Source organism: Pseudomonas sp. G7(2022) (genome assembly GCF_052660475.1).
This window is the reverse complement of record NZ_CP109659.1, coordinates 6276291-6299394: the sequence shown is the minus strand read 5'-3', so window position 1 is coordinate 6299394 and position 23104 is coordinate 6276291. Positions and strand designations below refer to the sequence as shown.

Here is a 23104-nt window from a genome sequence, read left to right as displayed (position 1 = left end):
CCTACTCCTTGGCGACGCGTTTCATGTCCGCATCCATCATCATGCGGATCAGGGTGTCGAGGTCGGTCTTCGGTTTCCAGCCCAGCACACGCTGGGCCTTGGCCGGGTTGCCCAGCAGCACTTCGACTTCGGCCGGACGGAAGAAGGCCGGGTCGATTTTCACGTAATCGCGGTAGTTCAGGCCGACGTGATCGAAGGCGATGCGGCACATTTCGCGCACAGTGGTGGTGACGCCGGTAGCGACCACGAAATCGTCGGGCTTGTCCTGTTGCAGCATCAGCCACATGGCTTCGACGTAGTCGCCGGCAAAGCCCCAGTCGCGCTTGGCGTCGATGTTGCCCAGGGCCAGTTCCTGCTGTTTGCCCTGCTTGATCCGGGCGGCCGCGTCGGTGACCTTGCGGGTCACGAACTCGATGCCGCGCAGTGGCGATTCATGGTTGAACAGGATGCCGCTGCTGGCGTGCAGGTTGAAACTTTCGCGGTAGTTGACGGTGATCCAGTGGCCGTAGAGTTTGGCCACGCCGTAAGGGCTGCGCGGGTAGAACGGGGTGTTCTCGTCCTGTTGCTCGGCCTGGATCAGACCGAACATCTCGCTGGTCGATGCCTGGTAGAAACGCGTGTGCGGGCTGAACTGGCGGATCGCTTCGAGCAAGTGAGTCACGCCCAGGCCATCGACGATGCCGGTGGTCACCGGTTGATCCCAGGAGGCGGCAACGAAGCTTTGGGCCGCCAGGTTGTAGACTTCGTCCGGCGCCGACTTGATGACCGCCCGCTGCACCGAGCAGGCATCGGCCATGTCGCCATCCAGGTACACGATGTCGGCTTCGACCCCCATTTCCCGCAGACGCCAGCGCGAATCGCTGCTGCGCCGCGCCACCAGCCCGTGAACCTTGTATCCCTTGTCGAGCAGCAGTCTGGCCAGATAAGCACCGTCCTGGCCGGTAATCCCTGTGATCAATGCACTTTTTGTCATTCTTGTCGTACTCGCTTCTCCCAGTCGGACAGGATCGCCCGCAGGGATTGTTGTGTAGTGATTTGCGGCGTCCATCCTGTGGTCCGGGCGAGCCGTTGATGGCTGCCGCAGACGCGACGCTGATCCGCGCGACGCATGCGTGCGGGATCCTGAACCAGTTGCAGGTTGACTTCGGCCAGATCGGCCATTTGCTCGATGAGACTGCGGATGCTTTGTTCACGGGCCGAGCAAATGTTGTAGACCTGACCCGGCGTGCCCTTTTCCAGCAGCGCGAAATAGGCGGAAACCACGTCGTCAACGTCGAGGAAATCCCGGGTGACGTCGATGTCGCCGACTTCCAGTTGCGGCCCTTGCAGGCCCTGTTTGATGCGACTGATCTGGCGTGCGGCGCTGGCGATGACGAAGCTGTCTTTCTGCCCGGTGCCGATGTGATTGAACGGGCGCGCCACCAATACCGGCCAGCCTTCGCTGAGGCCCCACTGCAGACTGAGGAATTCCGCCGACAGCTTGCTTACGGCGTAGGGATTGCGCGGGCAGGGTGGTTGTTGTTCGGTAATGGGTAGAGCGTGTTCTTCAACCTGGCCGTAGACATCACCTGAGCTGACATACAGAAACGTGCCTTTGAAACCGCGGGCCTTGAGCGCCTGCAACAGGTTCAAGGTGCCGAGCAGGTTGATGTCCAGGGTACGTGCCGGATCGCGGAAGGCTTCGGGGACAAAGGTCTGGCCAGCGAGGTGAATGACCGCATCGGGCAGTTGCGGCCACAGATCGACAAGGCTTTCAGGTTTTGTCAGGTCATAGGGTGAGGCGGCAGGCAGCAACTGCCACGACGCGTCTTCCTCTTGCAGACGTGACTGGATGTGTTGTCCCACGAACCCACTGAGGCCCGTGATGAACAGACTTTTTTTCAAACAGCGCCCCTTGGTCTTTAACGTTCACCTTTCCCACAGGCTTGTCGGGAATTTGCTGTCGAATCGTAGGAGCAATTCGGCAGGTCTGTAGGTGAAGTCATTGTTGTAGTTGTTTGGCTGCCAATCTGTGCCAATTGCGTGACAATTTCAACAGGACAAATCGTGACCGGTCAGTTCTCGTCAGAGTAGCCGGATTTTTCTCGCCGGGCGGTTCACGAATCCGCGACGGATGTGTTTAGAATGCCCCTCGTCGCGTTCCCCGGCAGTTTTTCCTGAGGGTCGTGCGACAGGGTAAAACCGACCATTAAAACAAGAACAGAAATGTGCCCGATGACGCAGGACGAACCCCGGTGATACCGGCTCGATCCAACGCCTGGCCGTTATAGCGTGAGGCTGCCGGGATGGCGGTCGCACCTTGGGATGCCATGAATTTCATTCTCTACTCGGACGTCAACGATCGCTCCATCAGCCAGAGTCTCGGGCGTCCCGAATACAGCTATTACTTCGTGCTCAAGGCCTATCGCCCGGTGCTTGAAAGCCTGGGTCGGGTGCATGTGGTGTCCACCACCGCCGAGATCGATCCGCTCTATCGGCAGTTGCTCGCTGCCGGTGAGCGCAGCGTGTTCCTGTCGTTCACGCCGCCGCAAAATACCCCGACCGATATCGAGTGTCCGACGATCTGCGTCATCGCATGGGAGTTCGATACGATTCCCGACGAGTCGTGGGACGGTGATTCGCGCCATGACTGGACGCAGATGCTTGCCCGACATGGACGGGTCATCACGCTGTCGAGCCATACTGCCCGGGCAATCCGCCGCGCCATGGGTGAAGCGTTTCCGGTGCTGGTGCTGCCAACCCCGCTGTGGGAAAGCTTTGCCGCTGTTCGTGAAGGGCATGTCAGTGCGCCGATCAATTCCGGTACGACGCTGGCGATCAAGGGCTGCATTTTCGACAGCAGGACGCTGGGCCTTTGCGCCGATGATCTGTTGCCCAAGCCGCTGACTGCCGAGCAGCTGGCCGAGATCGAGGCGCTGCGCCCGCCACCGCTGACGTTCAAACGGCGCCTGGTGATTGCCCGCCATTACCTGCGCCTGTGGGTGCTGAACCCGAGCGATCAACCTGAGCCCATCGCCCGGGTGAAATATTTGCATCACGGGTACTGGGAAGGATTGCGCGACCTGGTGCCGGACAAAGTCCATGCCTGGCTCGAGCGACGCCTGCCGAACATTGCCGGCCCCCATGCCGTGCCCGTGGCCGAGCCGCCGCCACCGGACCTGCCGGACACCTCGGGGGTGGCTGAAGCCACGGTCGATGGGGTGATTTACGTCACCGTATTCAACCCCAGAGACGGTCGCAAGAACTGGCACCATCTGATCACCGCGTTCTGCTGGGCCTTTCGCCAAACACCTGATGCGACGCTGGTGCTGAAGATCACCCAGAACGATCTGGCGTCCTACTACAGCGAACTGATGACCTTGCTTGCGCAACTGACGCCGTTCGCCTGCCGGGTGCTGGTGATGCACGGTTATCTGGACGATGCGCAATACGCGCGGCTCTACCGGGCCGCCAGTTTCTACGTCAACGCTTCACGCTGCGAAGGCCTTTGCCTGCCGCTGATGGAGTTCATGTCCAGCGGCAAACCGGTGATCGCGCCGGATCACACGGCGATGGAAGACTACATCGATGACACCGTGGCCTTCGTCGTCCAGTCCAGCGAAGAGCTGACGATCTGGCCCCAGGACACCCGCATCATCTACCGCACCCTGCGCTATCGACCGGACTGGGCGTCGCTCAAAAGCGCTTACGAAAACAGCTACCGGATGGCCACGGCGCAGCCGCAGGATTACGCGCGGATGTCTGCCGCCGCTGTCGAACGCATGCACGACTACTGCGCGTTTGCCCCGGTGCAGCAGCGCATGGCGGACTTTTTCGGCCTCGAGCCAGGGGCCGCTGAATCTGCGCCCGTGACGGACAACGCCTCATGCTGATCATCATTCATTCGGAAACCAACCAGCACACCATCGCGCAAAACCTGGGCCGTTCGGAGTACAGCTATTACTTCGTGCTCAAGGAATACCGCCCGGTGCTCGAGCGTCTCGGGCGCGTGGTGGAAGTAGTGGACCCGGCCCGGGAAGTCGATGCGCTGTATCTGGAATGCCTGGCGCATGGCGAACCGTGCGTGTTTCTGTCGTTCTCGCCGCCGCACCGCACGCCAATCCATCTGGCGTGCCCGACGCTGCCGGTGTTCGCCTGGGAATTCAGCACCATCCCCAACGAGCCCTTCGACAACGAGCCGCGCAATGACTGGCGCACGGTGCTCCGGGCCTGCGGCGCGGCGATCACCCATTCCAGTTACACGGTCAACGCCGTGCGCGAGGCCATGGGCGCCGATTACCCGATTGTTGCTGTCCCGGCGCCGGTGTGGGATCGCTTCGCGGCCCGGGGCGCGCAGCTTCAGGGGCAGCATTCGACGGGGCCGGTGCGCCTGACCATCAAGGGGCTGGTGGCCGACAGTCGCAAGCTCGATCTCGACGCCTTCGGCCCTAAGCATCTGCGTCGTGGCCAGGGCATCGATTTCCAGGCGCCGGTGTGCGAGCAGGCGTTGTTGCTGGACGGTGTCGTCTACACGTCGGTGTTCAATCCCGGCGACGGACGCAAGAACTGGGAAGACATGCTCAGCGCATTCTGCGTGACGTTCCGCGACATCGAAGACGCGACGCTGGTCCTCAAACTCACCCACCACGATGCAGAAGAAGCCCTCAGCGACATTCTTCATCACCTGTACAAAAACCAGTCCTACCGCTGCCGCATCGTGCTGATTTATGGCTACCTCGCGGACGCGGACTACGAACGTCTGGTGCAGGCCACCCGGTACGTGGTGAACACTTCCTACGGTGAAGGCCAGTGCCTGCCCCTGATGGAATTCATGTCCTGCGGCAAGCCGGCCGTAGCACCGCGTACCACGGCGATGATCGATTACCTGAGCACCGACAACGCGTTCCTGGTCGAGTCCACCGATGAACTGACTGCCTGGCCCCACGATCCGCGCAAGGCGTTCCGCACTTTGCGCTACATGACCAACTGGGCATCGGTCTGCGTGGCCTATCGCGACAGCTATGAGGTGGCGAAGAACGATCCCGGGCGTTATGCGCAAATGTCGGCGCAAGCCGTTGCCAGTCTCCAGGCGTTCTGCAGTCAGGCGTTGGCCGAGCAGCGTTTGCGCGATTTTCTCGCTCAAGTGCACGAGCTCCGCGCTGTCGCTGCAACGGAAGCCACAGGCACATGATCCGCGCATTACTGAGGCGCTTGCGTCCGGTCATGCGATCGGTGCCGGTCTCTGCACCTGAACCGAAGGCTGTCAGCGTGTCGCCGCGGGACGTCGGGTTGCACGATGCGATGCTCGACGGCTGGTTTCACGGCGACAGTGGCGAGTTGCTCAAGGGCTTTGCCATCGGTGCGGACGACACCCTGCTCGACGTGGGTTGCGGTGAGGGCGTGGCGACATTGTTCGCCGTGCGCCAGGGCGCCTCGGTGATCTTCACCGACAGCGAACACGACAAGGTGCATGACCTCGCCCGGCAAGTCGAAGCGCAGAGCCGTAAACCCAGTCTCGGTCTGGTCAGCAACAGCCTGCCGCTGCCGCTGAGCGATGGTTGTGCAAGCAAGGTGGTGTGCATGGAAGTACTGGAGCACATCGACCAGCCCGAACCGTTCATGGCCGAACTGGTGCGCATGGGGCGTCCCGGAGCGTTGTACCTGCTCAGTGTGCCGGCACCGGTGGGTGAGCATTTGCAGCAGGGAATCGCCCCGGCCAGTTATTACCAGTCACCCAACCACGTGCAGATTTTTACCCCGGAACGTTTCGCGGCACTGGTGGAGGACGCCGGTCTGGTGATCGAGCATCGCCAGGCCACGGGATTTTTCTGGGTCATGGGCATGATCTTTTTCTGGGCCAGCGAACGTGCTGCCGGACGTGATCTCGGCGGTGCCGTGCGCGACCGGATCCAGGCGCCGTATCCACCCCTGATGGAAGGCTGGGCCAGAACCTGGCAGGACTTGCTGGCGCAGCCCGACGGATTGGCGATCAAGCAGATGCTGGACCGGTTCATGCCCAAGAGTCAGGTGATCATTGCCCGTAAACCGCTCGATGCAGGGCGTGTGTCATGAGCGGCAAGCGCATCATGGACATCGAAGTCCTGCGCGCGGTCGCCGTGCTCGGCGTGCTGTTTCATCACCTGCAGGGAAGCCTGTTCACCGATCCGGTGCCGCTGCTTGAAAGGGTTCATGCCTGGGCACAGCCGTGGTGGGGCGTTGACCTGTTTTTTGCCATTTCCGGATTTGTCATCGCCCGTAGCCTGATCCCGGCGCTGCGAGGCTGTTCGACTCGCCAGCAATACTGGGAACAGACGCGTAACTTTTGGTTGCGCCGGGCCTTCCGTCTGTTGCCGTCGGCCTGGTTATGGCTGGCGCTGATGCTGCTCGCATGTGTGTTTCTCAATCGCTCCGGGGCTTTCGGTACGCTGCACGCCAACCTGCAAGCGACGCTGGCCGGTGTATTGCAGTACGCCAATTTCCGTTTTGCCGACAGCTTTTTTCATTACGAGTACGGCAGCAGCTTCGTGTACTGGAGCCTGTCGCTGGAAGAGCAGTTCTATCTGCTGTTCCCGCTGCTGATTCTGGTGTGCCGCAAGCATCTGGTCTGGGCGTTGCTGGCGCTGGTCGCGGTGCAATTGTTCACCTTGCGCACGCCGCTGTTGATGGTGATCCGTACCGATGCGCTGGCCCTCGGCGTGTTGCTGGCGATGTGGAGCGTGCAGCCGTCCTGGCGGCGATGGGAGCCGACCTTCCTGCGTCATCCGTGGGCCGGTGTGACTGCGCTGATCGTGCTGGCGCTGCTGTTGAGCTACATGGCCACCGACCGTTTCACCTTCGCCTCTTACCGGATCGGCTCGATTGCCGTGCTCGGCGCGCTGCTGGTGTGGATCGCATCGTACAACCGCGATTACCTGTTGCCGGCCGGCAGAGTGCAGCGGCTGATGGCATGGATCGGCAGCCGCTCCTACGGCATCTATCTGATCCACATCCCGGCCTATCAACTGGTGCGGGAACTGATCTTCCGTTTGCAGAGTGCCGGTCTGCCGAGCCCGGCGGGGCATCCGGTCGTGACGCTGCTGATTGCCGGTGGCCTGATCGTGCTGCTCAGCGAGCTGAATTATCGTTTCATCGAAATGCCGATGCGCAATCGCGGCGCCGCCCTGGTGCGGGGTCTCGGTATATCGCGCAACGCCGTCCCATCCTCTGGAGCCACCTCATGCTGAGCCTTTTGAAGAAACTCACAGCACCGACGCCTGTCCCGGCAGCCGCGCAGCCTGCTGCCGACAAGGTCGATCCGTACATGCTCGGCCTGCACGATGCAATGCTCAGTGGCTGGTTCAACCAGGAGACCGGCGAGCTGTTCAAAGGCTTCCCGGTGACCGCCGATGACACGTTGCTCGATGTCGGTTGTGGCGACGGTGGCAACGTACATTTCTGCGGCATGCGCGGGGCGAAGATCATCATCGCCGACATCGACGGTGCCAAGGTCGAAGCGACCCGCCAGCGCTTGAGCGACACGCCGGCCCGTGGCGTCGAGTGTCACGTCACCGACTGCAACCCGCTGCCGATTGCCGATGGCACCGCCACGCGCGTGGTGTCTACTGAAGTCATCGAGCACGTCGACGACCCGGCACAGTTTCTCGCCGAACTGGTGCGTGTCGGCCAGTCGGGCGCGCTGTACCTGCTGAGCGTGCCGCACCCCAGTTCCGAAGATTTGCAGAAAGACATCGCGGCACCGGAGTATTTCCAGAAGCCCAACCACATTCGCATCATCAGTGAAGAGCAGTTCAAGGCCATGGTCAGCGAGGCAGGGCTGGAGATCATCAGCCATAGCCAGTACGGTTTTTACTGGTCGATGTGGATGATGCTGTTCTGGGAAGCCAAGGTCGAATTCAGCAACCCGGACCATCCGCTGCTCAACCATTGGGCCGATACCTGGCAAGCGGTGCTCGATTCGCCGCGCGGCGCGCAGATCAAGCAGGCGCTGGATGCGGTGGTGGCGAAAAGTCAGGTGATCATCGCCCGCAAGCCCTGAGCGCTTTTGTGTAACCTTGCAGCCTGATGTCTCAGGGATCTGCAAGGTATGCGCTTTTTTATCGGGTGGTCAGCCGTGGTGGCGATGTTGCTGCTCTATGGTTGTGAACGCCAGGACGCCGTGCCGCTCGATCAGCAACTCTACGTCTGGCAACGGCAATGGACGCCGGCCCATGAAATCGCCCTGAAGGACAGTCATGGCGACTTCTCGACGCTTCGGGTGCTGGCGCTGCAAGCCTTCCCGAATGCCGGGTGGAATCGGGCGCGAGTCGATTACGCACTGCTCAAGCAGGATGCCCGGCCGCTGATTGCGGTGATTCGTCTCGACGGTCAGCTCAAGGCGCTCGACCAGCAAGCCGTCACGGCGCAGATCCTTCAGGTGCTCGCCGACTGGCAAGGGCAGGGACTGACCCCGAGCGGCGTCGAGATCGACCATGACGCCGGCAATGCCCGATTGCCGGCCTACACCGATTTCCTCATTCATTTGCGCGCCGCATTGCCGGCCAACCTGCCCTTGAGCATCACCGCGTTACCCGCCTGGCTAGACAGCCCGCAATTGCCGGCGCTGTTGGCGGCTGTCGACAGCAGTGTGTTGCAGGTGCATGCCGTCAGTGACCCCCGTCGCGGTCTGTTCGACGCCGAGCAGGCACAACGCTGGGCCAGGGCCTGGGGGCGGGTGACCGAACAACCGTTCTACCTGGCGTTGCCCGCCTACGGTGTGGCGCTGTTGCCGGACGCCGGTGGCGCTCCGGTGGTGGAGAGTGAAGTCACACTGGAACGCAGCGGCGAGCGACGCGAGTTGCTCGCCGATCCGCAGCAACTGAGCCGGCTGGCCATTGAACTTCGCGAGGATCGCCCGGCACATCTGGCCGGTCTGATCTGGTTTCGCCTGCCGCTGGCCAGCGACCGCAGGGCCTGGAGTCTGAGCACGCTGCAGGCGGTCGCCCGAGGCGATGCGTTGAGCAGTCAGCTCGGCCTGACGTTCACCGAACAGAACGGCCTGCAAGACATCGCCCTGCGTAACGTCGGTAACCTCGACAGCGCCTGGCCCACTCGCATCACCGTCAAAGCCCGGGGTTGCGAAGGCGCCGACGCGCTCGCCGGTTATGCATTGCAACAGACCGCGGATCTGCTTACCTTCACCCGCTTGCGCGACGGCCGATTGCCGGCGGGCGGGCAACGTGCGATCGGTTGGGCACGTTGCGCAAATATTGATCAAGGAGGCTCGCATGTTGACCCGTAACTGGCCCCGCCACCTGCTTTGCCTGAGCCTCAGCCTGCCGCTGGGATCGGCACTGGCCTGCGGCCCTGATTTCCCGATGCGTCTGCTCGACGATCGCGGGCAATCGCTGGCGGAACTGCCGGAGGGCAACTTCAAGTTCGAGATCAGTCGCCTCGGCAAAACCATTGCGGGGCTCAAGAACGTCACCGCCGCCACCCACAATCCGGATGACATCTACGCCGAGGCGCCAGAGCTTGCCGAGGTGCGCGAAAAGGCCGAGCAGATCGGCCTGACGCCTGAACAGCAAGCGCTGGTCAAACAACTGCGCAGCCTGACCGATGCCCGTCAGGTCGAGGTGCAGGGCGCGAGCCTGCCGGCGGAACTGCGTTTGTATGTGGCGGGCGCCGTGGCGTTCGGCGCCGGCGACCATCAATTGGCTGTCGAGTATTTCCGTCAGTTGCTGGCGTTGCCGGCCGATCAGCGGGCGTTGCGCAGCACCTGGGCCGCGTATTCGCTGGGCCGGGCTTTCTTTGCCATGAGCAGCGAGGCGGGTGATGCACTCCAGGCGTTGGAAAACGCCATCGAGGCCTTCCGCCAGACGCGGCAACTGAGCATCGACGGTTTCAGCGATCCGCTGGAGCTTGGCGTGGCCAGCCTCGGCGAAGAAGCACGAGCGCTGCGCACGGCGGGCAGTTGGGACAAGGCCATCGAGCTCTATGCCACGCAAAACCTGCATGGCTCGAACGTCGGCTACACCTCGTTGAAGCTGTTGATGAACGACCTGGCCGAAGAGCCTGAAGACAGACTTGAAAAGTTGCTGCGCGGCAAAGCGGTGCAGCAACTGGTGACGGCCTCGCTGATCAGCCGGATCGGCTGGTCGTTCGGCGATGAGCCGCCGAATCAGAAAAAGCTGATCAAGGCTTTGCAGGAAAGTACTCGCGGCAGCCTCGACAACGCCGATCGCCTGGCGGCCATGAATTATCAACAGGGCGATTACGCCAGCGCCAAGGCGTTCCTCGAACATGCAGGCGACGGCGGTCTGGCGTGGTGGCTGCGGGCGAAACTGGCGGTGCGTGACGGCGATAAAAACGCCGCTGCAGCGGCTTATGCCAAAGCCGCGCAGGCGTTCCCGCAGGACGAATCCTGGGGCGAGCGGCGCACGGCCGACTGGAATCTCGAAACCCTGCAACCCAAGTGCCGGGTCGAGGGTGAAAGCGCGATTCTTGCGCTGCAACGGGGTGAGTATCTGCAGGCTTTCGACCAGTTGTATCGCAGCAAGGCTATTTATTGGTTTGACGCTGCGACCGTGGCGGAGCGAGTGCTGACGGTCGAGGAACTGAAAAACTATGTCGATACCAATGTGCCGGCGCCACCTGCGCTGAGTCAGCAGGATCGCGACAATTACGTGCCGCTGCCGGTCGCCGCAAGCCTGCGCAATCTGCTGGGTCGGCGTTTGCTGCGTGAAGGGCACTACGAAGAAGCGGTCGGTTACTTCGATAATGCCGATCTGCAGAACAAGGCCCGGCTCTACGGCGAACAACGCCTGAAGGCCGATTCGGCATGGTGGCCGACCAAGCGTGCCAGTGCGCTGTTCAATGCCGCGTGGACGGCCCGCGAGTGGGGCATGGACATCCTGGGCTACGAAATGGCCCCGGATTACGCGACCTTCGGCGGCAACTACAGCCTGGAAACCACCGAACTGAAAGTCGGGCCGCTGGTGAGCGAAGCCGAGGTGCAACGCCAGAAGGCCAGTGAAGCGCAGCCGGATGAACGTTATCACTACCGTTTCGTTGCCACGGCGTTGGCCAGTCGTGCGGCGGATAACCTGCCGCACACCAGTCAGGCGTTCGCTGCCGTGCTGTGCTCGGCCGCCGGTTGGAACAGCAGCCTGGAAGAGCAGAGCGCGTTGTACAAGCGCTATGTCGATGAAGGGCCTTACGTTCCGTGGGCGGTGGATTTTGGCCATCAGTGCCCGTACCCGGATTTTGAAAACGCCGACAAGCGCTATGTCACTCAGGTGACCGACTCGGTGCGTTCGACACTGCGGCCGTACAAGTGGCCGGTGCAGATCGGTGCGATTGTCGTGTTCACCGCCGTGGCCGTGTTGATGATTACCCGGCGCCAGCGCAAGGCTCGCAAAGCCTAAGCCTGCTGGACGAACGTCAGGCGCACGGCGAAGCCGATCAACAGGCTGCCGAACAACCACTGCTGCACCCGTTGGGCCGTCGGGCTGTGTTTCAGCCAGCGGCCCAATACCGTGCCGAGCAGGGCATAGGCGCTGTCGAACAGCAATCCTGCGGCCACCAGCATCGCGCCGAGCACCGCAAACTGCGTCAGCACCGGCGCGCCATTCGCCACGATGAACTGTGGCAGCAGTACCGAGCAGAACAACAAGGCTTTCGGGTTGAGCAGGTTGGTCAGCAGGCCACGACGGATCGCTGCGCGCCACTGACCCTGGCTGTCCGTTACGGTCCCGGCGTTCAGATCCGGCAGCAGCGTGGTGCGCAGGCACTGGATGCCGATCCACAGCAGGTACGCCGCCCCGGCCATTCGCACGGCATCGAACGTCCACGGCGCCGCCTTGAACAGCGCCGCCAGCCCCAGCGCCGCGAGCGCTACATGACAGGCTCGGGCGACGGCCAGACCCACCGCCGTGGCAAGTGCTGCGCCGCGACCCTGGCGGGCACCGGTCTGCAACAGCAGGATCATGTCCGGGCCGGGCAGCAGATAGACCACCGCCAAAGCCAGGAAAAACAGCCAGAGACTCGCCATGTCGCACCCCTTTCGTTGTCGATTCGGTGCAATCAGTCTATGACTGAGGGGCAGGGCAGGTGCTTGCGTAGTTCGCTTCAATAACCACGCGGATTGGCATAACCTGCTTTCTTTTTGCCGTTACACCATCAGGATCTGCCAACCATGAAACTCGACGCCTTCGATCGCAAGATTCTCGCCGCGCTGCAACGAGACGGGCGTCTGAGCAATGTGCAACTGGCGGACGAGATCGGGTTGTCCGCCTCGCCGTGCCTGCGCCGGGTGCGCATGCTGGAAGAGGCCGGGGTGATTCGCGGTTATCAGGCGAACCTGGACCGTGACGAGGTGGGGCTGGGGCTGACGGTGTTCGTCGGGGTCAAGGTCGAGCGCCACAACGATGAACAGGCCGAGGCGTTTCATCACGCAGTGACAGCATTGCCAGAGGTGATTTCGGCGTTTCTGGTCTCCGGGGAATCGGATTTTCTGCTGCAAGTGGTGGTACCGGACTTGCGTGCCTATGACCGTTTCCTCACCGGTTGCCTGCTGAAGTTGCCGGGGGTAAGCGACATCCGCAGCAATTTTGCGATTCACACGGTGAAGACCCCGGGCGCGTTGCCGCTGGGGCATTTGCCGTCCTGATACTTCCCGCATTGCGCGGGAAGTCTGCGCGAAGTGCTTACATCTGCGTCGCCATGCCTTCGACATTCATGGCCGCCTGACGCAGCGCCTCGGAACGGGTCGGGTGGGGGTGGCAGGTCAGGGCAATATCCTCGGCCGATGCGCTGAACTCCATGGCCACGCAATACTCACCGATCATCTCACTGACGCTCGGGCCGACCAGATGCACGCCGAGGACTTCGTCGGTGTGCGCGTCGGCGAGGACTTTGGCAAAGCCTTCGGTTTCGTGATTGATCTTCGCCCGGCTGTTGGCAGTGAACGGGAATTTGCCGACCTTGTAGGCCCGGCCTTCGGCCTTGAGCTGCTCCTCGGTCTTGCCGACGCTGGCCAGTTCCGGTCGGGTGTAGATCACGTTGGGGATCAGGTTGTAGTTGACCTCGCCCGCCTTGCCGACGATCTGCTCGATGCAGGCCATGGCTTCGTCTTCAGCCTTGTGCGCCAGCATCGGCCCTGACGTGACATCGCCGATCACCCACACGCCAGGAGCCTCGGTGCGATGGTGTTTGTTGGTGAGCATGCCGCGTTTGTCGGTGCTCAGGCCGACGTTCTCCAGCCCCAGACCTTGGGTGTAAGGGCGACGGCCGATGGCGACCAGCACGTAATCGGCTTCCAGCCGTTCGGCGGCGCCGCCGGCTGCCGGTTCGATGCTCAGTTGTACGCCGCTGGCCGAGGACGTGGCGCTGGTGACTTTTGAACTCAGTTTGAAGGTGATGCCCTGTTTGCTCAGTGAACGTTGCAAAGTCTTGCCGGCTTCGCCGTCCACGCCGGGGCAGATGCGGTCGAGGTATTCCACCACCGTCACCTGCGCCCCGAGCCGCCGCCAGACCGATCCCAGTTCCAGGCCGATGACGCCGGCACCGATCACCACCAGATGTTTGGGCACTTCGCTCAAGGACAACGCGCCGGTGGAGTCGAGAATGCGCTGGTTGTCGATCGCCACGCCGGGCAGGGGAGTGGGCTCGGAACCCGTGGCGATGACGATGTCGGTAGCGGTCAGTTCGATCCGGCTGCCCTGATCGCCGGTCACGCTGACTTTGCCGGGACCGTCAATGTGGCCCCAGCCCTTGATCCAGTCGACCTTGTTCTTGCGGAACAGGAATTCGATGCCTTTGGTCAGGCCGGTGACGCTTTCGTCCTTCTGTTTCATCATTTGCGCGAGGTTGAGCGTCGGTTTGACCTCGATGCCGAGGTTGGCGAACTCCGCCCCCATCGCCGCATCGTACAGTTCGGACGCGTGCAACAACGCCTTGGACGGCATGCAACCGACGTTGAGGCAGGTGCCGCCCAGCGTGGCACGGCCTTCCACACACGCGGCCTTCAGGCCCAACTGGCCGGCGCGGATCGCTGCGTTATAACCGCCGGGCCCACCGCCCAGAATCACTACGTCATAGTTGCTCATGCGCTTACTCCTGGCTGAAGAATGCGGATCGCTAAAAATTACGTACGTAATATGTGCGTTTCCGGACATTTCGGTCAAGGCTTCAGGAACGCGACAGGTTGGGCATCTTTGAATGTGAAATTGAGTACAAATATTTCACGGATTTCGTTATATCGTAACGAGTTGTGCAGTGAGCCGAGGTTTTTGGGGGGATATGCAAGTCGATCTGGACGTTGATGGCACGCAAGTGACCGGTTTGCCGCGCTTTCAGCAGGCGGCGGCCCAGGGTCGCCGATTGCGCCGGTTGGCCATTGGACTTGGCGGGTTGGCCGTGGCCGAAGTGGTGCTGGCGTTTTTTGTTGGCCTGTTCGCCTCGCAATCGTTGTGGCCGGCGCTGTTGGTCAATCAGAGCGCGGCGTTGCTGGTGCTGGTCGCCGGGCTGCAATCGGCGTGGTGGGTGGCCGATTGGCGGGCGCGGGTGATCAACCCGGTGGTGCCGGTTACCGTCGAGGAAGAAACGCCCGGGCCGGATGGCTGGTACGAGCGACTGCTGGATCGGCTGAGCCGCCGCAGCCTGCATGTACTGGGGCAGATCGGTGCAGCGACATTGTGGCTGGGCGCTCTGGCGCTGCTGGCGTTGCTTGGCATCGAGCAGGTGTGGAATCTCACGCTGCAACCGACTGCCGTGGGCTTGTCCGCCTCCGTCGGCGCGGCGATTGCGCTGTTGCTGGCGTTCGGCCTGCTGGTGCTGGAGCGGCAACTGGCTCAGGAAAACCCGGCGCAATGGCCCGAGGCCGGCGCGCTGGCGCAACTAACGCGCGTGACCATCATCAGCCTGGTGCTGGGCGCGTTGTGCTTGCTGTTTGCCAGCGAGAATTCGGTGTGGCCCGTGCGGCTGGCGGTGCTGATCGGCATCCTGCCGGGGCTGGTCGCGGCGGAGTTGCTGCTGCGTGCCGTGTTGTCGCTGTTCAGTCCGCGCCGCGAACAACTTGAACCGGTGCTGCTGGCCCGCAGTTTCGTCGCCGATCTGCTGCGCTGGACACCGCAACCGTTGCTCGCCTTGCAGCACGAATTGCACAACCGCTTCGGTATCGATCTGCGGCAGATCTGGGCCTTCAGTTACATGCGCCGCGCATTCTTGCCGGTATTGGTGCTGGTGGCGACGGTGGGCTGGTTGCTCACCGGCATTCATGAAGTCCCGCTGCAAAGCCGTGGGATCTATGAGCGCTTCGGCAAACCGGTGCAGGTGTTCGGCCCGGGTTTGCATGCCGGTCTGCCCTGGCCGTTGGGCCGGGTGTTGAGCGTGGAGAATGGCGTGGTGCATGAATTGGCGACCAGCGTCGGCGAGAACCCGGCGCCGGTTCAGCCGGATCCGGCGGAAGGTCCGGCCCCGATCACCGCCAACCGCTTGTGGGATGCCAGCCACGTCAACGATAAATCCCAGGTCATCGCCAGCAGCCGTGGCGAGCAACAGAGCTTCCAGATCGTCAATATGGACGTGCGTTTCGTCTACCGCATCGGCCTCAGCGATCAGGCGGCGTTGGCCGCGACGTATAACAGCGCGGATGTGCCGACGCTGATCCGCAGCACCGCGAGCCGGATTCTGGTCCACGATTTTGCATCGCGCACCCTCGACGGTTTGCTGGGGCAGGACAGGGTTGGGCTGGCTGACGAGATAGGCCGCGCGGTGCAAAGCGATCTGCAGAAACTCGACAGTGGTGTGGAAATTCTCGCCACTGTGGTCGAAGCGATCCATCCACCCGCCGGTGCGGCCAACGCTTATCACAGCGTGCAAGCGGCGCAGATTGGCGCCCAGGCGTTGATCTCTCGCGAGCGTGGGGCGGCGGCCGAAGCGAGCAATCAGGCGCAATTGCAGGCCAGCCTCGCTCGCGACCAAGCCACTGCCAATGCCCACGAAACCGGCTCGACCGCCCGCGCGGCGGATCTGAAATTCAGCGCCGAGCAAAAAGCCTACGCCAGCGCCGGTCAGGCCTTCGTGCTGGAGCAATACCTCAGCCAGCTCAGTCAGGGGCTGGGCAAAGCCAAACTGTTGGTGCTCGACCATCGTCTGGGCGGCAGCAGCAACGCGCCGACCATCGACCTGCGTACGTTCACGCTGCCGGCTGACCCGACGCCGGCGCGCACCACCGCTCAACCAGGAGCCACCCATTGAGCCAGTCGCATACTCACGATCACCATGACCACAGCGGTCACGACCATGCTTATGGCGGCCACCACCATCACGGGCATCACCATCATCATGGGGCGCCGGAAGAGGCGGGGCCTTTCCCGTGGCGACGCATGGGCTGGGCAGTGTTGCTCGTGGCGTTCGCCATCGCAGCGGCAAGCCTGGTGCAGGTGCGCTCCGGTGAAGCCACCGTCATCACCCGCTTCGGCAACCCGTCCCGGGTTTTGCTGGAGCCCGGTCTGAGTTGGCGCTGGCCGGCGCCGTTCGAAGCGGCAATCCCGGTGGACCTGCGTTTGCGTACGACATCGAGTGGCTTGCAGGACGTCGGCACCCGTGACGGTTTGCGCATCATCGTGCAGGCGTATGTCGCGTGGCAGGTGCAGGGCGATGCGGACAACGTCCAACGGTTCATGCGCGCAGTACAGAATCAGCCGGACGAAGCGGCGCGGCAGATTCGCACCTTTGTCGGCTCGGCGCTGGAGACCACCGCCAGCAGTTTCGACCTGGCCAATCTGGTCAACACCGATGCCAACCAGGTGCATATCGCCGACTTCGAAGCGCAGTTGCGTCAGCAGATTGATCAGCAATTGCTCGCCACTTACGGCGTACGCGTGGTGCAAGTGGGCATCGAGCGGTTGACCTTGCCATCAGTGACTCTCACCGCGACGGTTGACCGGATGCGCGCCGAGCGTGAAACCATCGCCACTGAACGCACTGCAATTGGCAAGCGTGAAGCTGCGCAGATTCGCTCCGGCGCCGAGCGTGATGCCCGAATTGTGCAGGCTGACGCGACCGTGAAAGCGGCGGAAATCGAGGCGCAATCGCGGGTCGAAGCCGCACAGATTTATGGTCGTGCTTATGCCGGATCGCCGCAGCTGTACAACTTGCTGCGCTCACTGGACACCCTCGGCACTATCGTCACGCCAGATACGAAGTTGATCCTGCGCACTGATGCCGCGCCATTCCGCGTGCTGGTGGACGGCCCGCCGAATCTGGACAGCAAGACCGGAACGCAGCCATGAGTGAGGTTCCACGTGGAACAAATTCGTTGAACAGTCCCTGGATTCAGGCGGGACGTCTGGCGTTTTTTGCCCTGTACGCAGTGACGGTGCTGGCGGCGTTGGCCTGGGCGTTTTCCAATGTGCGGCAGATCGATCCGCAAAATCGTGCGGTGGTCATGCATTTCGGTGCGCTGGATCGCATCCAGAATGCCGGGTTGTTATTGGCCTGGCCGCAGCCGTTCGAACAGGTCGTTTTGCTGCCGGCGGCAGATCGGGTCATCGAACGTCGCGTGGAAAACTTGCTGCGCAGTCCAGCTGCAATACAGGCGGATCGCGTCGCCACATTCGCCACGCCAATAAGCGATGCATTGGCCGGTTCCGGCTATTTGCTCACCGGTGATGCCGGTGTGGTGCAGCTGGACGTGCGGGTGTTTTACAAGGTCACCGATCCCTATGACTTCGTGCTGCAAGGCGACCATGTGTTGCCGGCGCTGGATCGATTGGTGACTCGCAGCGCGGTGGCCCTGACAGCGGCGCGGGATCTGGACACCATTCTGGTGGCGCGTCCGGAGTTGATCGGCGCTGACAATCAAGCCGCCGAACGACGCGAGCGCTTGCGCGGGGATCTGGTGCAAGGCATCAATCGTCGCTTGGCTGAATTGAAGGCAAGCGGGCAGGGCATCGGTATCGAAGTGGCGCGGGTCGATGTGCAATCAAGTCTGCCCGAGCCGGCCGTCGGTGCGTTCAATGCCGTGCTGACAGCCAGCCAACAGGCTGACAAAGCGGTGGCCAATGCCCGCACCGATGCTGAAAAAATCACCCAGACGGCCAACGAACTGGCCGACCGCACCTTGCAGGTCGCCCATGCCCAGGCCGGTGAACGCCTGGCCAAAGCGTCCGCCGATACCGCCACTGTATTGAGTCTGGCCCGGCAACAGAGCACCGACCCGCAAATGCTGCTGCGCCTATACCGCGAACGGATACCGAAGATTCTCGGCCAGGCCGGTTCGGTCACCACGGTCGATCCGAAAGACGATTCCCGCCTGATCATTCAGGGAGCCAGTAAATGACCGCCACTACCGCCGCACCGAGTCTGTTGTCCTCGGCCGAGCAACGTCGCGCTGCGCGCCAGTTGACCCTGGCGATGCTCGCCCTTGGCCTGCTCGGGCTTGGCCTGATCTGGCGCTGGTTGATGCCGGAACAAACCGGGGTCAGTCAGTTGCTGTTGGGTTTTGCTTCTTTGCTGGTGGCGGTGCCGGTGATGCGTTCGGCGTGGTTCAGCCTGCGTTATCCGAGCCTGCACGGCATCACCGACCAGTTGATCGCATTGGCGATGCTCGGTGCCTGGGCCACTGGTGATCTGCTGACCGCCGCGCTGTTGCCGATCATCATGATCTTCGGCCATGTGCTGGAGGAACGCAGTGTGATCGGCTCGCAGGAAGCGATTCATGCCCTGGGCCAGCTCACTCGCAGTCATGCACGGAAAATCCAGGCGGACGGCACCGTGATCGAAGTCGATAACGGCACGCTCAAGGCCGGCGACACCGTTGAAGTCCGCGCCGGCGATCGGATCCCGGCGGACGGTCGCGTGTTGTCCGGTCAGGCCAGCCTCGACACCGCCTCGATCACCGGTGAGTCGGTGCCGGTCGAGGCGGGTGTCGGAATGACGGTTTTCGGCGGGGCGATCAACCTCGATGGGCTGCTGCGTATCGAGGTGACCCGCACCGGCGATGAATCGACCCTGGGCAAGGTCATCGCCCTGATGCAGAACGCCGAGCGTTCCAAACCACCGATCACCCGGCTGCTGGAACGTTATGCCGGCAGCTATATGGTGCTGGTGTTGCTGTTGGCGGCGGTGACCTGGTTTGTCACCAACGATGCGCAGGCGATGCTGGCAGTGCTGGTCGCAGCCTGTCCGTGTGCACTGGTGTTGTCGGCACCGGCCACGGCGATTGCCGGTGTGGCGGTTGCGGCGCGTCACGGGATTCTGATCCGCAGTTCGGCTTTTCTCGAAGAACTGGCCGACCTTACTTCGCTGGTGGTGGACAAGACCGGAACTCTGACTTACGGCACGTTGCGTTTGCAGTCGATCAACAGCGCGCAGGCGGATCACGATTCGGTGATGGCACTGGCCGCCAGCCTTGGTGCTGCGAGCAGTCACCCGGTCAGTCGAGCACTGGCCGGTCTGGTCCACGCGGACAACGTGCTGGTGCTGACCGACATTCACGAACGGCAAGGATTGGGTGTGGTGGCCAAGACCGAGCAGGGTGAAGCGGCCCTCGGTCGCCCAGAGTTGTTTGCGCAACTGGGTATCCCGACCACATCGATTCCCGATCACGACGGCCCGATTGCCGGGCTAGCCTTGAATGGTGAATTTCTCGCCTGGCTGTTGCTGGCTGACAGCGTCAAACCGGAAGCACGATTCGCCTTGAGCGAACTGCGCGAGCTGGGCCTCGGTCGGCAACTGTTGCTGACCGGCGACCGTCAGAGCGTGGCGCACACCCTGGCGCGTGATGTCGGCCTGCATGAAGTCGAAGCTCAGGCGTTGCCTGAAGACAAACTCAATCGGGTGCTGAAGGAAATCGACAACGGTTTCCGGCCGATGGTGGTCGGCGACGGCATCAACGATTCGCTGGCACTCAAGGCCGGGGTGGTAGGTGTTGCGATGGGAGCGGGCGGTGCGGACATTGCGCTGGCGTCCGCCGACATCGTGCTGATCGGCAGCGACCTGCGCCGGCTCGGCACCTGTGTGCGTCTGAGTCGCCAATGCCGGCGCACGCTTCAAGTGAACGTGATCATCGGTCTGGGCTGGACGCTGGCCATCGTCGTGTTCGCCGCGTTCGGCTGGCTGGGCGCGGCCGGGGCGATGATCGCGGCGCTGCTGCACAACCTCAGCACGTTGCTGGTGTTGGGCAACGCTGGCCGCTTGCTGCGGTTTCAGGAGCCGCTGCTGAAACTCACCGAACAGAACTGATCATTTTTCGAACTGTGCGCCTCTCTTGCAGTCATTTGAGAAGGCGCACTGAAGCAGGGAGATCAGTGACGTTAAAGCCATTTCGGCTCATAGGCGGCGACTATTGAATCGATAGCCTGCTAATTTTCAAGGATGGTCTACCCTCAGATCAGACGTCTGAAACCAGGGGGATATTCCATGCTCGCGCAACTTCCACCGGCCTTACAGAATCTGCAGCTTCCGCTTCGCCTGCGACTCTGGGACGGCCATGAATTCAATCTGGGCCCGACGCCCAGCGTCACCATCGTGGTCAAGGACCCGTTGATGGTGTCCCAGTTGACCCATCCAAGTCTCGACGCGCTGGGGGCGGCGTTCGTTGAGGGCAAACTCGAACTCGAGGGTTCGATCAGCGAGGTCATCCGGGTGTGCGATGAGCTGAGCTCCGCGCTGCTCGATGAGGACGAAGACAGTCAGCCAGTGCGCACGCTCCACGACAAGGAAACCGACGCCAAGGCCATCTCTTATCACTACGACCTGTCCAACGCGTTCTACCAGCTATGGCTGGACAGCGACATGGCGTACTCCTGCGCCTATTTCGAAACTGGCAGCGAATCCCTCGAACAGGCCCAGCAGGCCAAATTCCGGCATCTGTGTCGCAAGCTGCGTTTGCAACCGGGCGACTACCTGCTGGATGTCGGCTGCGGCTGGGGCGGCCTGGCGCGTTACGCCGCCCGTGAGTTCGGTGCCAAAGTCTTTGGTATCACCCTGAGCAAGGAGCAGTTGGCCCTGGCTCGGGAGCGCGTCAAAGCTGAAGGCCTGGAAGACCAGATCGAACTGCAACTGCTCGATTACCGCGATCTGCCGCAGGACGGTCGGTTCGACAAAGTGGTCAGCGTCGGCATGTTCGAGCATGTGGGCCACGCCAACCTGGCCGAGTACTGCAAAACCCTGTTCGGCGCGGTGAAAGAGGGCGGTCTGGTGATGAACCACGGCATCACCGCCAAGCACACCGATGGCCGTCCGGTGGGACGCGGTGCCGGGGACTTCATCGAGAAATACGTGTTCCCCAACGGCGAGCTGCCGCACCTGGCGATGATCTCGGCCCAGATCAGCGAGGCCGGTCTGGAGATCGTCGATGTCGAGAGCCTGCGTCTGCATTACGCGCGCACCCTGGACCACTGGAGCGAACGTCTGGAGGACAATCTCGAAGCCGCCGCGAAGCTGGTACCAGATCAGGCTTTGCGTATCTGGCGTCTGTACCTGGCCGGATGCGCCTACGCGTTTGCCCGGGGCTGGATCAATCTGCACCAGATCCTCGCGGTGAAGGCCCACGCCGATGGCAGCCATGAACTGCCGTGGACCCGCGACGACATCTACAACCCTTGAGCTAGAGAATCGGTGAAATCAGCCGGGCGATCCGCATGCCGAGTTGTTGCAGGCGGTGGATTTCCCGGCCTTCTTCCTTGGCGATTTCACAGGCTTGGGCGAAGTCTTCGTTGAGCATCTGTTCCACGTGGCCGGCAAATTCGCTGTCGACCGTCAGCAACATCACCTCGAAATTCAACCGGAAAGAACGGTTGTCCAGATTGGCGCTGCCGATGGCGCTGATTTCGTTGTCGACCAACACCACTTTCTGATGCAGGAAACCCGGTTCGTAGCGGAACACCCGCACCCCGGCGCGCACCGCTTCGAACGCATAAAGGCTCGATGCGGCGTAGACGATGCGGTGATCAGGACGCGACGGCAGCAGCAACCGCACATCGACACCGCGCAGGACGGCGAGGCGCAGCGCAGCGAAAACGGCTTCGTCGGGGATGAAGTAAGGGCTGGTAATCCACACGCGTTCAGTCGCGGCATGGATGGCTTCGACGAAAAACAGTGAGCAGGTTTCGTAGGCATCCGCCGGGCCGCTGGCGAGCAACTGGCAGAGCACGCCGTCTTCCGGGTACACCTCCGGCAGGATCAGCGGGGGCAGTGTACGGGCAGCCCAGAACCAGTCTTCGGCAAATGACTCCTGCATGCAGGCGACCACCGGCCCGCGCACCTGAACGTGGGTGTCGCGCCATGGCGCCAGAGGTGGTTTTTCGCCCATGTATTCGTCGCCGACGTTGTGCCCGCCAACGAAGCCGATCATTCCGTCGACCACGACAATCTTGCGATGGTTGCGAAAATTCACCTGGAAGCGATTGAGCCAGCCGCTGCGGGTGGCGAATGCCTTCACCTCGACCCCGCCATCGCGAAGTGCCTGCACGTAGCTGTGGGGCAGGGCATGGCTGCCAATGCGGTCGTACAGCAGATGAATCGCGACTCCTTCGGCGGCTTTCTTCAGCAGCAGTTCGTGCAGGCGCTGGCCGAGGCGATCGTCGTGAATGATGAAAAACTGAATCAGCACAGCTTCCCGTGCCTGGCTGATTGCGTGGAAAATCGCTTCGAAGGTGGCGGTGCCGTTGATCAGCAATTGCACTTCATTGTTGGCCAGACACGGCATGCGGCCGAGCTTCGGCATCGCCCGCAATGAGTCGTAGGCATTGGAGGCGCGAGCGGTCAGGGCTTCTTCTACCCAGGGCCGCCAGTTCAGTTCGGAAACGGCCTGGCGCATTTGTTCGTTGGCCTGACGTCGGGCCTTGATATAACCGTCGAAGGTGCTTCGACCGAACACCAGATAGGGGATGAGGGTGAGATAGGGAATGAAGATCAGCGACAGCGCCCAGGCGATCGCGCCTTGCGCCGTGCGGACGGTCAGCACCGCATGGATGGCGGCAATTGTGCCCAGGCTATGTATCAGCGCGATCAGATAACCGAAGATATGCGGTCCAAAATAATCCATGGGGCAACCTTGCTCCTGAAGATTCAATGCTTAACAGACCATGTTCCTTTGCGGTTGTCGCTATTTTCTTTTTAGCCATGAAAGCAGGCCATG

General features: G+C 62.1%; 18 protein-coding genes. 13 read left to right on the top strand and 5 right to left on the bottom strand.

The genetic code is table 11. From position 1 onward, the window contains the following. Position 1: 1 nt before the first annotated feature. Together gmd and NE357_RS28965 are read right to left on the bottom strand one after the other, a co-directional pair. A complete protein-coding gene (gene gmd / locus NE357_RS28970) occupies positions 2 to 973 on the bottom strand; it encodes a GDP-mannose 4,6-dehydratase (protein WP_007954189.1) in 972 nt (323 codons plus the stop codon). Continuing rightward, the gene (locus NE357_RS28965; RefSeq protein WP_169432558.1) at positions 970 to 1884 is read right to left on the bottom strand and encodes a GDP-mannose 4,6-dehydratase; all 915 of its coding nucleotides are present in this window, start codon (positions 1882 to 1884) and stop codon (positions 970 to 972) included. Before NE357_RS28965 ends, gmd begins: the two co-directional genes overlap by 4 nt. A 401-nt stretch (positions 1885 to 2285) precedes the next feature. On the opposite strand from NE357_RS28965, the gene NE357_RS28960 reads away from it, so the two are divergent. From NE357_RS28960 to NE357_RS28930, 7 genes are read left to right on the top strand one after another with little or no spacing between them, the layout of a single operon-like run. Beyond that, on the top strand, positions 2286 to 3872 hold the full coding sequence (locus NE357_RS28960; RefSeq protein ID WP_169432557.1) for a glycosyltransferase: 1587 nt from the start codon (positions 2286 to 2288) through the stop codon (positions 3870 to 3872). Then, positions 3866 to 5170 carry a glycosyltransferase gene (locus NE357_RS28955; RefSeq protein ID WP_169432556.1) on the top strand — a complete coding sequence of 435 codons (1305 nt, stop codon included), beginning with the start codon at positions 3866 to 3868 and terminating at the stop codon, positions 5168 to 5170. The genes NE357_RS28960 and NE357_RS28955 overlap by 7 nt, the downstream gene beginning before the upstream one ends. Further along, on the top strand, positions 5167 to 6051 hold the full coding sequence (locus NE357_RS28950; protein WP_169432555.1) for a class I SAM-dependent methyltransferase: 885 nt from the start codon (positions 5167 to 5169) through the stop codon (positions 6049 to 6051). The genes NE357_RS28955 and NE357_RS28950 overlap by 4 nt, the downstream gene beginning before the upstream one ends. After that, complete coding sequence (locus NE357_RS28945; protein ID WP_169432554.1) at positions 6048 to 7202, top strand: acyltransferase family protein; 1155 nt, start codon at positions 6048 to 6050, stop codon at positions 7200 to 7202. Before NE357_RS28950 ends, NE357_RS28945 begins: the two co-directional genes overlap by 4 nt. Beyond that, positions 7196 to 8014, top strand: a complete 819-nt coding sequence (locus NE357_RS28940; RefSeq protein WP_169432553.1) for a class I SAM-dependent methyltransferase — start codon at positions 7196 to 7198, stop codon at positions 8012 to 8014. Before NE357_RS28945 ends, NE357_RS28940 begins: the two co-directional genes overlap by 7 nt. Positions 8015 to 8062: 48 nt before the next feature. Further along, complete coding sequence (locus NE357_RS28935) at positions 8063 to 9256, top strand: DUF3142 domain-containing protein (protein ID WP_169432552.1); 1194 nt, start codon at positions 8063 to 8065, stop codon at positions 9254 to 9256. Then, positions 9243 to 11381 carry a hypothetical protein gene (locus tag NE357_RS28930; RefSeq protein ID WP_169432551.1) on the top strand — a complete coding sequence of 713 codons (2139 nt, stop codon included), beginning with the start codon at positions 9243 to 9245 and terminating at the stop codon, positions 11379 to 11381. The genes NE357_RS28935 and NE357_RS28930 overlap by 14 nt, the downstream gene beginning before the upstream one ends. Here the strand turns inward: NE357_RS28930 and NE357_RS28925 are convergent. Beyond that, positions 11378 to 12007: a LysE family translocator gene (locus tag NE357_RS28925; RefSeq protein WP_169432550.1), complete on the bottom strand. Its 630-nt coding sequence runs from the start codon at positions 12005 to 12007 to the stop codon at positions 11378 to 11380. The genes NE357_RS28930 and NE357_RS28925 overlap by 4 nt on opposite strands. 144 nt (positions 12008 to 12151) lie before the next feature. On the opposite strand from NE357_RS28925, the gene NE357_RS28920 reads away from it, so the two are divergent. Beyond that, positions 12152 to 12625 (top strand): Lrp/AsnC family transcriptional regulator, encoded by a 474-nt coding sequence (locus tag NE357_RS28920; protein ID WP_169432549.1) that lies wholly within the window; start codon positions 12152 to 12154, stop codon positions 12623 to 12625. A 37-nt stretch (positions 12626 to 12662) separates the two neighbouring features. Here NE357_RS28920 and lpdA read toward each other — a convergent pair whose 3' ends face one another. Then, entirely contained in the window at positions 12663 to 14063 is a 1401-nt protein-coding gene (gene lpdA, locus NE357_RS28915) for a dihydrolipoyl dehydrogenase (RefSeq protein WP_169432548.1), read from the bottom strand. A 193-nt stretch (positions 14064 to 14256) separates the two neighbouring features. Between lpdA and hflK (NE357_RS28910) the strand changes: the two genes are divergently transcribed. The 5 genes from hflK (NE357_RS28910) (at position 14257) to cfaB (ending at position 21570) form a co-directional block, all read left to right on the top strand. After that, positions 14257 to 16215, top strand: coding sequence for a protease modulator HflK (gene hflK, locus NE357_RS28910; RefSeq protein ID WP_169432727.1), 1959 nt, complete (start codon positions 14257 to 14259; stop codon positions 16213 to 16215). Then, entirely contained in the window at positions 16212 to 17252 is a 1041-nt protein-coding gene (hflC, locus tag NE357_RS28905; RefSeq protein ID WP_169432547.1) for a protease modulator HflC, read from the top strand. The genes hflK (NE357_RS28910) and hflC overlap by 4 nt, the downstream gene beginning before the upstream one ends. Beyond that, on the top strand, positions 17249 to 18301 hold the full coding sequence (gene hflK / locus NE357_RS28900) for a protease modulator HflK (protein WP_169432546.1): 1053 nt from the start codon (positions 17249 to 17251) through the stop codon (positions 18299 to 18301). Before hflC ends, hflK (NE357_RS28900) begins: the two co-directional genes overlap by 4 nt. Further along, complete coding sequence (locus NE357_RS28895) at positions 18298 to 20205, top strand: heavy metal translocating P-type ATPase (RefSeq protein ID WP_169432545.1); 1908 nt, start codon at positions 18298 to 18300, stop codon at positions 20203 to 20205. Before hflK (NE357_RS28900) ends, NE357_RS28895 begins: the two co-directional genes overlap by 4 nt. Before the next feature lie 177 nt (positions 20206 to 20382). Further along, on the top strand, positions 20383 to 21570 hold the full coding sequence (gene cfaB, locus NE357_RS28890; RefSeq protein WP_169432544.1) for a C17 cyclopropane fatty acid synthase CfaB: 1188 nt from the start codon (positions 20383 to 20385) through the stop codon (positions 21568 to 21570). Between the two features lies 1 nt (position 21571). On the opposite strand, the gene cls is transcribed toward cfaB, so the two are convergent. Beyond that, positions 21572 to 23011, bottom strand: coding sequence for a cardiolipin synthase (cls, locus tag NE357_RS28885; protein WP_169432543.1), 1440 nt, complete (start codon positions 23009 to 23011; stop codon positions 21572 to 21574). Positions 23012 to 23104: the final 93 nt, after the last annotated feature.